This window comes from Hymenobacter sp. YC55 (assembly GCF_029433095.1).
Taxonomy (GTDB): domain Bacteria; phylum Bacteroidota; class Bacteroidia; order Cytophagales; family Hymenobacteraceae; genus Hymenobacter.
Genome location: NZ_JARNTX010000005.1, coordinates 215680 through 230764, shown reverse-complemented (window position 1 = coordinate 230764; position 15085 = coordinate 215680). Strand labels below are relative to the sequence as shown.

At 52.3% G+C, this 15085-nt stretch carries 10 protein-coding genes; 4 read left to right on the top strand and 6 right to left on the bottom strand.

Annotated elements, in window-relative coordinates; translation table 11 throughout:
- Positions 1 to 28 precede the first annotated feature (28 nt).
- Positions 29 to 703, bottom strand: a complete 675-nt coding sequence (locus P1X16_RS25680; RefSeq protein ID WP_277235115.1) for an LEA type 2 family protein — start codon at positions 701 to 703, stop codon at positions 29 to 31.
- Positions 704 to 982: 279 nt separating this feature from the next.
- Here P1X16_RS25680 and P1X16_RS25675 point away from each other — a divergent pair, with 279 nt between their 5' ends.
- Entirely contained in the window at positions 983 to 2140 is a 1158-nt protein-coding gene (locus P1X16_RS25675) for an alpha/beta hydrolase (protein WP_277235114.1), read from the top strand.
- A 112-nt stretch (positions 2141 to 2252) separates the two neighbouring features.
- Here P1X16_RS25675 and P1X16_RS25670 read toward each other — a convergent pair whose 3' ends face one another.
- The gene (locus P1X16_RS25670; RefSeq protein WP_277235112.1) at positions 2253 to 4409 is read right to left on the bottom strand and encodes a hypothetical protein; all 2157 of its coding nucleotides are present in this window, start codon (positions 4407 to 4409) and stop codon (positions 2253 to 2255) included.
- Positions 4410 to 4729: 320 nt separating this feature from the next.
- Between P1X16_RS25670 and P1X16_RS25665 the strand changes: the two genes are divergently transcribed.
- Positions 4730 to 4912 (top strand): hypothetical protein, encoded by a 183-nt coding sequence (locus tag P1X16_RS25665; RefSeq protein ID WP_277235111.1) that lies wholly within the window; start codon positions 4730 to 4732, stop codon positions 4910 to 4912.
- A gap of 187 nt (positions 4913 to 5099) precedes the next feature.
- Here the strand turns inward: P1X16_RS25665 and P1X16_RS25660 are convergent, their stop codons facing one another.
- Together P1X16_RS25660 and P1X16_RS25655 are read right to left on the bottom strand one after the other, a co-directional pair.
- Positions 5100 to 7409 (bottom strand): GH92 family glycosyl hydrolase, encoded by a 2310-nt coding sequence (locus tag P1X16_RS25660; protein WP_277235110.1) that lies wholly within the window; start codon positions 7407 to 7409, stop codon positions 5100 to 5102.
- Between the two features lie 89 nt (positions 7410 to 7498).
- A complete protein-coding gene (locus P1X16_RS25655; protein WP_277235108.1) occupies positions 7499 to 8407 on the bottom strand; it encodes an ROK family protein in 909 nt (302 codons plus the stop codon).
- Positions 8408 to 8995: 588 nt separating this feature from the next.
- Here P1X16_RS25655 and P1X16_RS25650 point away from each other — a divergent pair.
- Both P1X16_RS25650 and P1X16_RS25645 read left to right on the top strand, forming a co-directional pair.
- Positions 8996 to 10027 (top strand): N(4)-(beta-N-acetylglucosaminyl)-L-asparaginase, encoded by a 1032-nt coding sequence (locus tag P1X16_RS25650; protein ID WP_277235107.1) that lies wholly within the window; start codon positions 8996 to 8998, stop codon positions 10025 to 10027.
- Complete coding sequence (locus tag P1X16_RS25645; protein WP_277235104.1) at positions 10024 to 10740, top strand: copper homeostasis protein CutC; 717 nt, start codon at positions 10024 to 10026, stop codon at positions 10738 to 10740. The genes P1X16_RS25650 and P1X16_RS25645 overlap by 4 nt, the downstream gene beginning before the upstream one ends.
- A gap of 771 nt (positions 10741 to 11511) precedes the next feature.
- On the opposite strand, the gene P1X16_RS25640 is transcribed toward P1X16_RS25645, so the two are convergent.
- Positions 11512 to 14076, bottom strand: coding sequence for a glycoside hydrolase family 2 protein (locus P1X16_RS25640; RefSeq protein ID WP_277235103.1), 2565 nt, complete (start codon positions 14074 to 14076; stop codon positions 11512 to 11514).
- A 375-nt stretch (positions 14077 to 14451) separates the two neighbouring features.
- On the bottom strand, positions 14452 to 14883 hold the full coding sequence (locus P1X16_RS25635; RefSeq protein WP_277235100.1) for a hypothetical protein: 432 nt from the start codon (positions 14881 to 14883) through the stop codon (positions 14452 to 14454).
- Between the last annotated feature and the right edge of the window lie 202 nt (positions 14884 to 15085).

Sequence of the window (15085 nt, the reverse complement as noted above, 5' to 3'; positions counted from 1 at the left end):
TAGATAGGGGAGCAGGTAAGCTTAAAGGCTACGGTTGGCGTTTGAGAGAGTCGCGCCGGTTGATAGCATCCATGGCCTGACGAGCGGTGAATTCTTTGTTGACGTCGATGTAGCCAGTGGGGGAGATAGAGCGGCCACCGCTGGTGATGAAAGTAGGCTTTAGGCGTAGCGTCAGGCGCATTGGTTCTTCGCCACGGTCCGATAGCCCGAAAGCAAAGTTAGCGAGGCTCTCGCCCGACTGCTCACCTAGGGCATCGCGCAGATTGCTTTCCAACGTGACCGGAGCTAGTGCCACTCCGCCGTTGGGAGCCACTTCAATACGTTGGGTGGTTCTTCCGGTGGCTATTTGCTTGCCATCGAGCAGGGCGATGTAGTCGAGGCCGTTGAGAGCCGCCATCTCGTCGTTGGGATTACGGATTTCCAGGTTCACGAGCATGCGTAGAGGCAGATTGCCAGAGGCATAAGCAGCAGCCAAGCGAGCTTGGTTAAGCGTGCTCAAGTCACTGACCTTGCGAACTTTTAATACGTCGATACCCGCTACAGTAGCTTGTTCCACAGAAGCCAGGCGAATTTCAGCGTCCTTAAAGGCTTTGGCTTGTTGCACTTGCTCGCTGATGCCACAAGAATTGATGCCTATAAGGCAAACCAAGCTAGTGACGAGTAATAACACGTAGTACTGCGCGGAGGTGAGAAAACGCGGCATAATCAGACAGTAGAAAGTGAAGCCGACGTGGCCCTCTTCCTACTCCTCTGCTTGGAAATAGTTGTATAGCCTACCTGCCTTTGATTACAAGCTGCCCACCGTTACTAAGTTTGAAAAGCTGGTTTAAATAGCTTCTTTCATTGCCATGAGTATAGCGCATAGATTTTGACTCGCGGTAGAGGCAACGCTCTGGCTACAAATACTATCTGCTGATTGGAATGGCCGTTTGTTGTTTGAACTCGGGCCTCGCTGTTCTTTACCGCTCTACTACAGATTCTTATGCAGCTGAATTCATTTTCGCACCGCAAGCTACTCTGCATCCTGTTTATGCTGGTTTGTTCCGTCAGTTCTTGGGGGCAAGGAAAAGACAATGGTATAGCTGACCCTAATTCCGAAGCTCGCAAAATCGTGGATGACCTCGGCAAGATTGTAGCTCCCAATGGGGTGCAGGAGTCGTACGAAGCTAGCATTGGAGGGCTTAAGCAATGGGTGTTTGTGAGAGGGCAAGACCGAAGCAACCCCATCATCTTGTTTGTTCATGGCGGTCCTGCTTCTCCCATGGCTCCGGTAGCTTGGACGTTTCAGCGCCCCCTCGAAGAGTACTTCACCGTGGTGCACTACGACCAGCGGGCTGCGGGCAAAACCTATGCTTCCAACGATACCGTCAAGCTAGGTGCTACCTTATCCATTGCGCAGTATGTGGATGACGCCGTTAAGATGGCCGAATCTATCAAGAGAAAATACGGCAAAGACAAGGTGATACTAGTGGGCCACAGCTGGGGCACGATTGTGGGCATGAAGGCCGCCCTCAAACGCCCTGATTTGTTTTACGCTTACGTCGGAATTGGGCAGGTAATCAATACCCGAGACAACGAAGAAGTAAGCTTCCGCTACGCGCTAGCACAGGCCACTGCCCACAAAAACGAAGCTGCATTGAAAGAGCTTCGTTCTATTGCGCCCTACCCAGGCAACCAGCCCATCACCCGGGAAAGAATCATTATTGCGCGCAAGTGGCCGCAGTACTACGGCGGCCTGTCGGCCTACCGCGACAAATCCTCTTACTACTTCCAGGCACCGCTGCTCTCGCCATTGTACACCACACAGGATGTAGCGGCAATCGATCAGGGTAGCTTGTTTACGTTGGGGCGCGTGTTGCCTGAATTCTTGGCGGTTGATTTCAAGCCCGTCACTTCATTTCCTATTCCGGTCTTTATGCTGATGGGGCGGCACGACTACACCACTCCCTCGGAGCCGACGGCTGCATGGCTTAGTAAGCTAAAAGCGCCCTTGAAAAAAGGAGTTTGGTTCGAGAATTCAGCTCACTTGATTCCGTTGGAAGAGCCGGGTAAGCTGCTCGTCACATTACTTACCGACGTGAGGCCCGTGGTCACAAAGCAGGCTGGAGGAGCTAAAAAGGGAAAAGTGCAGCAGCCTTAGTGAGTACCCTATTCTGGATAAATAGTGCTACTACCCGCAGTAAGTAGATTGAACGCCAGGTTCGGGGTTAGGCCCGAAGCTTCTACCAAGCCCCACTGTTGGTTTTGCACCCTTACTGATTTGGCACTTGAAGCCGGTGGACGTGAATCCCACCGAAGTATGCTTCGTCGGTGGTGAGCTCAAACAGCGTGTTGCCGGATTGGAGCAGGCAGCTATAGCCGGTATTGTTGGCGTAGCCACTTGGGGCGGCATCGAGGTCATGGAACTCGGGTTGGTCGCGGCTGTAGCGGCCGTATTGGCCTAGGTAGGTGCCGTCCTGCTTGAAGAGCCAGTGCTGATTGGAAAAGAAGCCGTTCTGGCCGTCGTAGCTGCACACCACGTACTGCCCTACCGCATGAACAGCGACGCCAGTATGGCCGCCAAAATCGGAACCGGAGCCTTGCGCTGGATAGTAGCCCGGTACGATTTCCTGGATGTTGGTCATTAGCTTGTTGGGCAAGGCCAGCCAATTCCACTTGGTTTGACCAGGCTTGATGCCGCCTAAGTGGAAAGCGCCCACTTTGGTTTGGGGCGCCCGAAAGCTGATCCAAGTACCGTCGGCCGTGACGGGGCACTCGTCTTGCTGATTCCAGCCGCCATAGCTAAGCGGCCGGTTGTTTTGCTTGGCCAGCTCGGCAATGAAATCCACCTTTTTCTGCACTGCCCCAAATACGGGATTGTTGTTTTTGTCGAAGCCTTCGAAGGGTTGGAAATAGCCGCACTGCCGCTTGTTGCCGGCCCCGTCGTCGGTGATTTCCCACCACCGGATACCCTCCGGATAGATAATCTTACTGCGGCCGGTGTTGGGGCCGTAATCGATATGAATGCCGGTGCGCCGGGCCACTCCGGAAGCAGGTAATTCCACTAATTCAGTTTGCCAGCCTTGGTTGTTGAAATCCGAATCGTGGCACTGCGCAAAGGTGCGTTTCACCCCTTTGCTGCTGTAAGTCACGACGTGCAGAAACGGTCCGAGCTTACGACTAAACTGCGCGGACCAGTTCTTCTTCAGGAGCCAGGTAGGATGCGCCAGCTGCGTTTGGTCGCCACCCCGGATGGGCCGCGTCCAGTCCACTTCCAGTTCCATAAAATCGGAGTGAACTCGCTTGACGTCGTTGGGGTCCACGGCAATTTTGTAGTGGCAGGGCAGCCAGCCAAACTGCCCTAGGTATTTCCAGGCGGCGCTGTAGTGCATGACGCGGTAGTTGCCGGCGTCGAGCAGCCAGATCGAGCCGTCGGGGGCTACGTCGAGCGAGCCCAGCGGCTTGTCGTAGTCGCTGTTGGTGGTGTCCTGGGTGCCGAGGCTTTCGCGGTTCACAAACAGGAAACTCGACAAGGTAACGTCGGGGCGCAACTTGTTGCCGCCGGGCTTGGCTGGGAATACGCCTGCGGGTCGTCCGTCGGGCAGAAATTCTTTTACCTGCTGGTGGTTTCCGCCGTCTTGCACCAGCAACGTACCATTGGGGCGCATGGCCAGCGCCACGGGCTGTTGCAAGCTCTTGATAGTGGTTTGCAAAACGAAATTGGGCGTAGTGCGGGTGCTGCGGTTTACGTACCGCTTCACCGCTCCCTGACTTATCACCCAAAAGTCGCCCGAAGGAGAAAACACGCACTTTTCCGGCGCTGGCAGGCGAAGCGTGGAGAGCAACGTGCCAGTAGTTTTGTGGAAGAACTGAACTGTGCCCTGGTACTTTCGGCTAATTGCCAGCAAACTGTTGTTCCGCTCCACCCGCATGCCGCTGATCTGCTGGGACTTTACAAAGGCCGGGTCCCAACCGCCGATCTTCTGCTTCAAGCCGATTACCCCGTCGTAGCCCGCGTCGCTGTCGTGGGCTTTGTCGCCGGCAAAAGTTGCTCGGTCTCCTTTCGGAAAAGGGTGCAAGCCCCGATCCGAGCAGCGCCGTGCCACCACGTACACCGAGCTGTTCTTGTCCCAACCGTTGTTGTTGCTGGCTATGTAATACAGCTTACCATCGGTATCGACGTGGTCGACTACGGACAGCATGTTGTTGGCCAGCGCCCGCCGCGCGTTGCGCGTTTGGTCGGTGAAGGTGCTTACGTTTTCGTGCGTTTCGGCGTAGCCCGCCCCCACAATGCCGCCCGCCGGACCATACGCCACGGAGCGGACAAAGGACGCACCCCGCCACGGTTTCACCGAGAAATTGTCGCTGGTAGTGCCGATAATGCCCGCCCACTGGTAGGGGCCAGACGGAGGTGGGGGAGAAGGGAGCACAGGTGGCTCGCCGGGTTGAAAACTCTTCGCAAGCAATGCTTCCACTTTAGAGCAAGAATTTGCTGAAAGCAAAAACAGTAAAACGAAAAATGCACTCCTCATACTTCCTTTTATCGGGTAACGCTTACGCAAGCGAAGAACAATATAGCGCGGTACAGAAATTTTAGGGTGCCAACGGAAGGGAGCTTCTAGCGCATCAATTTCTTGCGCGTCGAGGAGATACGCACAGCAGCGAGGGCAAAATCAGTAAGCTGAAAGAAGCGGCGTGCAAGGACCTACCCGAACATAACTGGGGTTGGTTGCCGCAGGGCGTAGTAAACATGCACTACCCGGAGCATCGGGGCTATGTGCAGTTTGCCAGCCAAACCGGCACTGCCTTCCGGCCGTCCTATGCCGAGTTGCAGAAACGCTATTTGTGGTTGAACTACTATCGTCAGAAACAGCACCGCAAGAAGTTCGGGCGCTATGCTGCTACGCTATGCGAGTTGAAAATCACGTCTTAGGTTATGCGGAAGAATCAAGTCAACTAGCTCCAACTAGAAGCCACGGCTCAATAGTTTACAGCCACGATTACAGCCCAAACAACGCCTCCGTCCGACTCAACGACTAAGGACTACCTACTTATTCAACGCCATAATGAGCCGCCGATTTGTTGATGACTGTTTATTCCTCTTGCTTGCTTGCAGGCAGTTAGGGTTGGCTTAATACAGATTGAGGACGGTTTTGCTTAGCTACGCCCCACGTAGTGCTCGGTTTGTTGCCCATCTGGAACACCAACTTGCCGCCGGCCATTAAGTCCTTGTGCAGGATATACGACTTTGAGTACGGTTTACCGTTAAGCGTCACGCTTTGGATGTACTTGTTGGCTGGGCCGTTGTTCTTCACTTCGATGGATAGTGTTTTGTTGTTGGCTAAGGCCACAGACGCCCGGTTTACAACTGGGCTGCCAAACACATACGAGCCATTGGCCGGGTTCACGGGGTAAAAACCGAGCGACGAGAAGATGTACCAAGCCGACATCTGCCCGACGTCTTCGTTGCCGATGATACCGTCCGTTTTGGCGGTGTAGAAGTTGTCTACTATAAACCGAACCTGATTGGCCGTTTTCCAAGGCTGCCCGACGTAGGAATACAGGTAGGCAATGTGGTGGCTCGGCTCGTTGCCGTGCGCGTACTGCCCAATCAAGCCGCTGATGTCGTTGGAAGCCTCGGCGCCCATGTCGCCTTTGGCGGTAAAGAGCGAATCCAGCTTCTGACCGAACGCCTTGTCGCCGCCTAGCAAGCCAACGAGGCCTTCCACATCTTGCGGCACCAGCCAAGTGTATTGCCAGGAGTTGCCTTCCGTAAAATCGTCTTTGCGGTGGCGCGACTCGAAGGGGTTGAACGGGGTGCGCCACTGATTTTGAGCTACTCGGCCCCGCATAAAGCGGGTCTGCTTGTCGAAGTAGTTCTGATAGTTTTTGCCGCGCTTGCTGAAGTAAGCGTAGTCGTCGGCTTTGCCCATTTTCTTGGCCATTTGGGCAATGCACCAATCGTCGATGGCGTATTCCAGGCCTTTGGCTACGCTTTCGGTTTCGCTGTCGGCTGGGATGAAGCCTAACTCTTTCACAGATTTAAGGCCGTAGTCGTCGCGCATGGCAGTAGCTTTTACTGCCTCATAAGCAAGGTTGGCATCAAAGCCCTTAAACCCTTTCAAGTAAGCATCCACTACTACCGGCACGCCGCTGTAGCCCACCATGGTGTTGGTTTCGTTGCCCATCAGGTGCCACACTGGCAACTTGCCTTGCTGCTGATACACTGCCAGCATGGAGCTAATCATGTCGTTGACCCGGTTTGGCTGCAAAATGCTGAACAAAGGATGAGCCGCCCGGTACGTATCCCAGAGGGAGAAGGTAGTCAGGTTGGTGAACGGAGCTTTCTTATAAACCTTTTTATCGGTGCCCAGATAATCGCCATTGTGGTCGTTGAAGATAGACGGGGCAATCATGGTGTGGTACAGAGCGGTATAAAACGTTTTTAGCCGCGTCTCCGAGTCAGCTTCGATTCGTACTTTCTGCAACTCCTGGTTCCAGGCTGCATCGGCCGCCGCCACCGTTTTATTAAAGTTCCAATGTGGAATTTCGGCGCGGATATTAGCCAGCGCGTTTTCCGAGCTTACCGGCGAAATCCCCACCTTCAGCTTCACTTTTTCGCCGGCCTTGGTAGTGAACGTAGCCACCCCTTTGAGACGGGTACCTTTGGTAGCCGCGGTGGTAGTGCCCAAGGAATCGATTACCAGCAAGCTGGTAAACTGGCGGATAGGTTTCGAGAACACCATGGCAAAGTACACGCGTTGGTCGTTGGCCCATCCTTTGGAATAGCGGTAGCCTACTACGGTGCTGTCGTTGCGTTGCTCGATGAACGTATCAGTTGGTTGGTCCCAGCCGATACCCTGCTCTAAATCGAGGATGATGTGTGCTTCGGCTGCTTGAGGAAAGGTGTATTGGTGAAAGCCCACCCGCGAAGAAGCTGTAAGCTCTGCCTGAATATTGTAGCGCTTCAGCTTAACGGCATAGTAGCCCGGCTTGGCGGTTTCATCGCGGTGCGAAAACAAAGACAAGTAGCCTTTGCTCGGGTCTTTCAATCGGCCTTTCGTCACTCGGATGGGCCCCGTTGTGGGCATCACGGCTATATCGCCAAGGTCGCCGATTCCGGTACCGCTGAGGTGAGTGTGCGAAAAGCCCACGATGGTAGAGTCCGAGTAGTGGTAGCCAGAGCACCAGTCCCAGCCCTGCGACAAGTTGACGGGCCCCAGCTGCACTGCGCCAAACGGCACGTTGGCTCCCATAAACACGTGGCCATGGAACCCGGTACCAATGTAAGGATCGACGTAGCGGGTAAGGCTAGTGCTATTTCCTTTGCTGGCAACCTGTTGGCTGTTGGCATACGTGGTCATGAACAAGACCAAACTGGAAGCCAGCACAACAACAGATTTCACCATATGCACAGCGTTACGCTTCATAACAGACTCGGAAGTAATTGGAAAGGTGGTAGGGGTTCTGATTCAGCTATTGCCGGCTCGGCAAAACAGGTAATCGTAGTTGACGCCTCTTAAAGAGAAAGCGCCGTCTGAGGCGTAAAACTCAATTCTAGTTTGCTTTTGCAAACCGCGGCGGCCCCCAATACGGCAGCGTTGCCAAGTTCCGACGGGGCTATTACCAGCCGGTCGGTAATTATCTTGAACGGAAACTCCCGTACGCTTCTGTGAAGAGCTTCCTGGAAATACTGGTAGCATTTGCTGATCGAGCCTCCCAGAAATATGGCCTCCGGCGACAAGGTGTACAAAATGATTTTGATGGCATTGCCCAGATGCTCGCCATACTGCGAGAAGGCCTCCAAGGCTTTCGAGTCACCACGCTGGGCAAGAGCATGAAATTCGGTGCCGGGCAAACCGTAGTTCTGGACGAAGAACTTGCCGCTGCAGTAGTCTTCTATGGTCTTGTCACGATAGGGGATGCACCCAAACTCGCCGGCACTTGAGAGCGTGCCCGAATAGACGCCGTTGTTGATGATAATGCCTGCCCCAAGCCCGGTTCCGAGCGTTATACCAACCAAATTGGTGTACTCTTTACCCTTTCCGTACATCTTTTCGCCAATAGCAAAAGCGTTGGCGTCGTTGGTGATGTAGACGGGCTCCTTGAAATAGCTTGCCAGGTGTTGTTTCAAGCCTACTTCTCGCCAGGAAGGTATGTTCTGTACGTTGTGGACAATACCATTCTGCTCATCAACCAACCCTGGTACGCCGATGCCTATACCGGCCACCTCACCATCCATCACTGTTTTGATGCTGTCCACCAACGCGCCTAGGATCTGTTCTTTGGGTGCAGCAGCGGAAGTTTCGAATTGAATTTCCTGGATGATGCGCTCATTCTGCACCACACCGATATGAATTTTGGTGCCCCCAATATCTATTCCGATGTATTTACTATGGCGGCTATCAGTCGGGTTGGTGTAGTTCATAATTTGCGGTAACAAGGTGAAACATCAGGCTCACCGGAATGATATCTATGAAAGGCGTTTTGTGGAGCAGAGGCTGTAAACCAGCTAGTTACTTTCGAGTAGCTCAGTTTATTGAAGAAGCGAGCTGTCCGAATTTCTGCGCCAGGTTGTTAGGCTTGCTCCGCGACAATAATCTCTACGCTCTGCTCCTAAAAGCAACCAACAGCTACCTCCTGCTAGACCAGGGGTGCTAGCCATAGTTTTCCGGAACCCAAGTCCTTTACTGCTCATACAAGAAGCTGCCTTGCGAATAAGTTGACCGTCTGAAATGCAGTCTAGCCGGGTCAAGGTAATAAACTATTTAAATTAATTATCGAAAAAATGAAAAGTGTGTGCGCGCACACCTGCTAGGTTTAGGTTAACATTGCTATACCATTGCCAAAAATGGAAGCTTGTGCTATAGCAAGTCATAGAGGACTACAGAGGATAAGTAACAGGCCGCAAGCCGTGATGGAGCGTGCCTAGCAAAGGGGTATACAGTAGAACAGGTGCTTCGGAAACAATAAAAACTTTCTTTCTTTGGGCTTCACTCCTTAGTTCGCCTTCCCTATGCCTTCTCGCAGAAAGTTTCTTACCTCTTCCACCGCTGGGCTGGCAGTACTCACCTTGGGCCAACGTGCGGAAGCCGCTGGCATCGGATTGCCCCCGCAACCCGTAGTTGGCAAGCCATTGGTAATTTCCACCTGGGATACGGGTTTAGCGGCCAACCTAGGAGCCTGGAAAGTATTAAGCAAAGGGGGCCATGCCTTGGATGCAGCAGAGGCGGGAGTGATGGTAACGGAAGCCTCCCAAAACTGCTGCGTAGGCCTAGGCGGCAATCCAGACCGGGATGGTATTGTGACGCTGGACGCCTGCATCATGGACGATAAGTTTAACTGTGGCAGCGTCGCTGCTCTGGAGCGCATTAAGCACCCTATTAGCGTAGCGCGGCGCGTTATGGAACGCACGCCCCACGTGATGCTGGTTGGTGAAGGAGCGCAGCAGTTTGCCGTAGCCCAAGGCTTTCCGCTAGAGCCTCAAAAGCTCAGTCCTGATGCCGAAAAAGCGTATCGAGAATGGTTGAAGACCAGTCAATACAAGCCCGTAGTCAACATCGAGAATTCGGGCTCGAAGAAACCCATAGGACCTGTAGGTGGCGCTAACAACCACGATACCATTGCCCTACTAGCTCAAGATGCGCAAGGCAACCTCAGCGGAAGCTGCACCACCAGCGGTATGGGTTTCAAAATGCGCGGCCGCCTCGGCGACTCCCCTCTGATCGGCTCGGGTTTGTTTGTTGACAACAGCGTGGGTGCGGCCGCTGCGACTGGTCAGGGCGAGGACGTGATACGCATTGCTGGTGCGCACACAGTTGTGGAACTCATGCGCCAAGGACTCTCCCCGAAAGCAGCCTGCAAGGCCGCCATCGAAAGGGTGGCTAAGATTAAAGGCGACAAAGCCCGCGACATTCAAGTTTGTTTTATAGCAGTCAACACCCAAGGCGTGCACGGTGCTTTTGCCTTGCAAAAAGGATTCAGCTACGCCGTTTGCGACGCCAAAAATCAGCAGCAGCTTATTCAAAGCGAATACTTACTATCGTGAAGCGGGTGCTGGAAATTTGTGCTAGCTCGGTGCAATCGGCCGTGGCGGCGCAGGCGGGCGGAGCCCAACGGATAGAGTTGTGCCAGAATCTGGAGCAAGGAGGAATTACGCCTTCCTTCGGTTTGCTAAGCCAAGTACTGAAACTGCTTTCTATTCCGGTGTTTGTGTTGATTCGGCCTCGGCCTGGCAATTTCACATACGATGCCAATGAACAAGCCATTATGGTGGCTGACATTATCCAGTGTCGGGAGGCAGGGTGCGCGGGGGTGGTACTAGGTGCCCTTACCCCTGACGGACATGTGGATTTGGCTTTTTGCCGGACACTTATGGAAGCAGCCGGCTCTTTGCCCGTAACATTCCATCGGGCCTTTGACGTGTGCAGCGACCAGGCGCAGGCGCTGGAAGAAATAATAGTATTAGGCTGTCAACGCGTTCTTACTTCAGGAGGTGAAGCCACTGCACCGGCTGCTCAAGCACAACTAGCTGCGCTGGTCAAGCAGGCTGCTGACCGTATTAGCATCATGCCGGGTAGTGGCGTAACGCCTCACACCATTCGAGATTTGGTGGTAAACACCGGTGCTTATGAGTTCCATGCTAGTGCCAAGCGTTCGGTGGTTAGCTCTAATGCACCCTTTTCCCCAATGTTTGATGCTGTTCTGCCAGAAGCTGACCCATTGGTTGTAGCAGAGCTAGTCGCGCAACTTGCTACATGAGCACGCATTAAGTTTTGCAAGAGCTATCCTGTACTAGCCTTGCCAATCAAGTAAGTTGTTATAGCCCATGCATGCCGTATAGCCATAGGTGTTTATCCTTACCTGCGTAGAGCAGTACTCAAACCGTGGCTTCAGCTCTAAAAGCTCTCTGATTTGGCCTTAACAAAGCGCTTCTTGTAGCACTTGGGGCCATGCTAACACGCTAAGTTCTTCGTCTTGCTCTTGGTATCGGGTTGACCCTTTTTTAGGGAATGAGTCCGATATCGGATCGTACCCTATTGGCCACTCCTCGCTTGGCAGTTCATTCCAAGAGCAGATGGGGTACGGGGGAACAGGATCAATTGGCCAGAAATAGGTAAATAAACCCAACAATAGCTTGTGTACAAGTTGCATAATAGGCAGGTAGGAGCAGTATAGTATAAACTTAATACTTGGCCAAGTATAATTCAACAAGTAAGGTATAATTATTTTAGATATGGCTTCAGGGTCAAGTACTAATTCTGAAAACAGATTAATGGACTTGCCTTTTAGAGAAGCTAAACCTTCAGTGAATTGTAATATCACGCGTTGCGTGTTGAATATATACTGTAGTGAAAAAGCATTTTTTAATAATGCCACGGCATCTATAGTCTTATAGGGGAGCGTCAGCTTAAAAAGAGCTAAATACGTCCTAACACAAAAGCCTCATCCGACGACGAGGCTTTTGTTGCATCTACTATCAATTTCAACATAAACGCTTTGGCACTAATGAAGCTCGAAACTTTAGTGGTGTTATAAGGCTGCTTCGTTGATGCTCATAAAGACGATGTCACTTTTCTTAAGGGCTTTGCTGGATTGGAACGTCACACTCTTCTCTTTACCCGGAATCAAGTCGAAATAGTTATCCGAGAAGATGATGGCGTCGTCGCCGGCTGATACGCGCAGGTTTTTAGCTAGCTGCGTGCTGTTAAGCTTGAGAACGTAACGGTCTTGGTCTTTGGTTAGGGTGTAGTTGATGGCGGGTTTGTTGAGCTTCAAATTCTTGGGGTTTTCAAAGTACAAGCAATTCTGCGCTAGTTCTTGATTTTCACTAAGCAAGCGCACATCAAGCAATACGTTGTTGCGGTTCGCGCCTTTTAGCAACGTTTTCACTGAAACCCGATACACGTTGGTACTTGTGTTGGCCGACACATTGACACTTGTTTTACTTTCGTTGAGCACTTTGCCGCTGAAGTCCAGCAACCGGATTTGCAACTGCGCGGCTACGGGTTTCAATTGGTCGGATACTACGTATACCTGTACAGAATCCTTTTTCACAATCGGCGATACTAGCAAGGGCTCGAAAGCCCGCTTCGATTCGTACTGCTGGGCTTTCCAGAAACCGTTGTAGTCCATACTCGACCACGAGGCTGCTGGCCAGCAGTCGTCGATCTGCCAGTACAACGAGCCCATGCAATAAGGTTTAGCGCGGCGGTGCGCTTCAATAGCCAGCTTAATAGCCTCGGCCTGTAGTACTTGGCCAGTGTACAGAAAGTTGGGGAAGGACTTTGGGACTTTATACCAAGCTTGCATGTACTGCAGAATGGCGCCATTGCCCACGTAAGAGCGTTGGTGCGCCTTCATAATCTCGGAATTGATATCGTAGTCTTGGGGTGTAGCAAAGGTTTTGATGGTTTGCATGTCGGGAAACGACTGGAATCCATACTCGCTCATGAACGGCCCAATATTTTCGAGGTACAGTTCGATGGGCTTTTTGCCACCCCATACTTCCCAGTAGTGCACGTCGCCGGAGGTGCGGCTGTCCCGATTGGTCGTAGACCAGTTGGTTGGTTGCGGCGAAGAGGACCAGTAAAACTTCTCGTCGTCGTAGCCTTTCACAACGGCGGGCAATATGCTGTGAAACACCTCCTTGTAAGCATTGATAACACTCATGGAATCTTGCCGGTTGCGGAAAGCTCCTTTGGCATTGCCCCAATAGTTGGAGCCCATGTAGATGGCAATTTCGTTGTTGCCGCACCACATGGCAATGGAGGGATGGTTGCGCAGGCGTTTCACGTTTTCTACAGCTTCCTCATAGATGTTCTGCATGTGGTTTTCCAATGGGGGTACCATAGCGCAGGCAAACATAAAGTCCTGCCAGATCAAGATGCCTTTCTCGTCGCAGAGGTCATAGAACAAGTCGTTTTCGTAGATGCCGCCGCCCCATACCCGTAGCATATTCATGTTGCTGGCCACGGCCGTGTTGATGACGTGCTCGTAGCGGACCTTGTTCACTCGAGGCAAGAAGTTGTCTTGCGGAATGTAATTGGCACCTTTCATAAACATCTTCACCCCGTTCACCAAGAAGTAAAACGAGTTGGCTTTCGGACCAGTCTCCTGTATGACTTCCACTGTCCGCATCCCGCGACGTACCTGTTTTTCGGTCAGCGCCTTCGAGCCATCCTTCAGCACTGCCCGAAACGTGTAGAGCTTTTGCGCTCCGTAGCCGTTGGGCCACCATAGCTCGGGCTTAGGCAGCGTGAAGCTGCATACCAAATTATTCATCCCCTTATCCAAGTACACCGGTTGGGAGTAGATAGGGGTAGCACTGCCATCTACAGTTACTTCCAAGTGCTTGGTGCCGGCAGTCAAACTTTCCACTTCCAGATGGGCTTCCAAGCTAGCCTGCTCAGTGGTGAGCTGCTTCTGTTTGATGAACAGGTCCTGGATGCGGGCAACGTTCATAGGCACTAAATACACGGGGCGCCAGATGCCCGCGGTAACCAAGCGCGGGCCCCAGTCCCAGCCGTAGTGGTAGCCGGCCTTGCGCGTGAACACGCTCACTTTGTGCTCCCCTGGTCCGGCCTGGTCGTTGTCGCTAGCAGGTACCTGGAACGGCAGGCTTTTAAACAATTCCTCGCCCTTCACCACAGGGGCGTGGAAGTACACCCGTAGCGAATTATTCCCGGCTTTGAGTTGCGGCTTCACATCCTTTTTCCACTGCCGAAACATGTTGTTAGCTTCTAGCACCTTCACGTCGTTCACGTATACATCGGCGTAGGTATCGAGCCCCTCGAAAACCAAGTACAGCTTGTCGCTCTTGAGTTGGTTGGCATCGAAGGAAAGCGTGGTTTTATACTCCCAATCTGTTTTGCCGATCCACTGCTGGTCTTTCTCGTTTGTGCGGTAGAAAGGGTCCTGAATCTGATTGGTGTTGAGCAGGTCGGTGTGTACAGTGCCGGGAACTGTAGCCGCACCCCATTTGCTGTCACCTGCTTTGCGAAACTCCCACTTGTCGGTTAGTTGCATAAGCTGCTGGGCCTTTGCATTGAAGGCAAGCAGTAACAAGAGCAGCACCCCAAATAGATTCTGTTTCAAGGTAGATATGAGCATTTTAGACAAGGAGTATAGGTGCGTCAGGGCAGCCAAAAAGGCAAAAACGATTTAGCCCCAGACGTGACAATCTACTTAATTCTGGCGTGAATCCGGAAAATGAAGCTCTCCTAGCTAAGTAACTCAACCGACACTACAACAAGTATTTTTCTCCCTACTTACAGCACGGATTTGTCCTGGTCATAAGCATGACAAGTGATACGCTTCTCTACAGAAAGGGAAGCAGGAAGATCCTAGTTGGCGAGCAAGGGCGCATTAGTGGCGGGTAGCACGTTTAGCGCCGGCCACTAATGATTTCGCTAACTTATCTGCCTGCTAGAGTAGAGCAAAGTTTCTGCGCTTATGGGCGCGGTGCAGTGCCTAGTACCAATGCTCTTTAATAAAGTTTTGGTGGTAGTTGAACTGCTCTACCCAATGCGGTTGTGCATAGAAATTTGTCCACACGCGGGTGACGCAGTCCACTGTCAGCGGGAGGTCTTGCGCATTGCGGTAAAGAAATCCACGGGTAGGGTCCCACACAACGTAAGCAAAATAAGAAACGCCTTGGCTGTCGCCCCGCTGGAATACCTGCACAATATCAGCTTCGTAAACTTCCTGGCCTTGATCGTCCAACACGCCGCTTGCTAGCATCAGCCGGTATTTGCGTTTGGCTTTGTAATCTCTTAAGTCCCGCGCCGTTACCTGATAAGGATGCCCGTCGTACTCGATAGTGTCGCCAACAGTTAGGTCGTAGCGCATATACCCTCTGGTATGGGGCGCAGTCCAGTGGCGAAAACGGAGCGTATTTCTCATAGGCAAGCGGAAACGAAAGCTATTCAACTAGGTTGCAAGCGGGCATATAACGCCTACGAGTAGACTCGTTTCTTACACCGGTAAAACATTCCGAAAGGTAGGAACGGCAACTAAAATATAAGCTTGTCGACCTACCGAATAGTTGGCCTTGGATGTGGCAACGATGTAGTAAGCTTCTTGCCTTGGTTGTTGATAGCGAAAA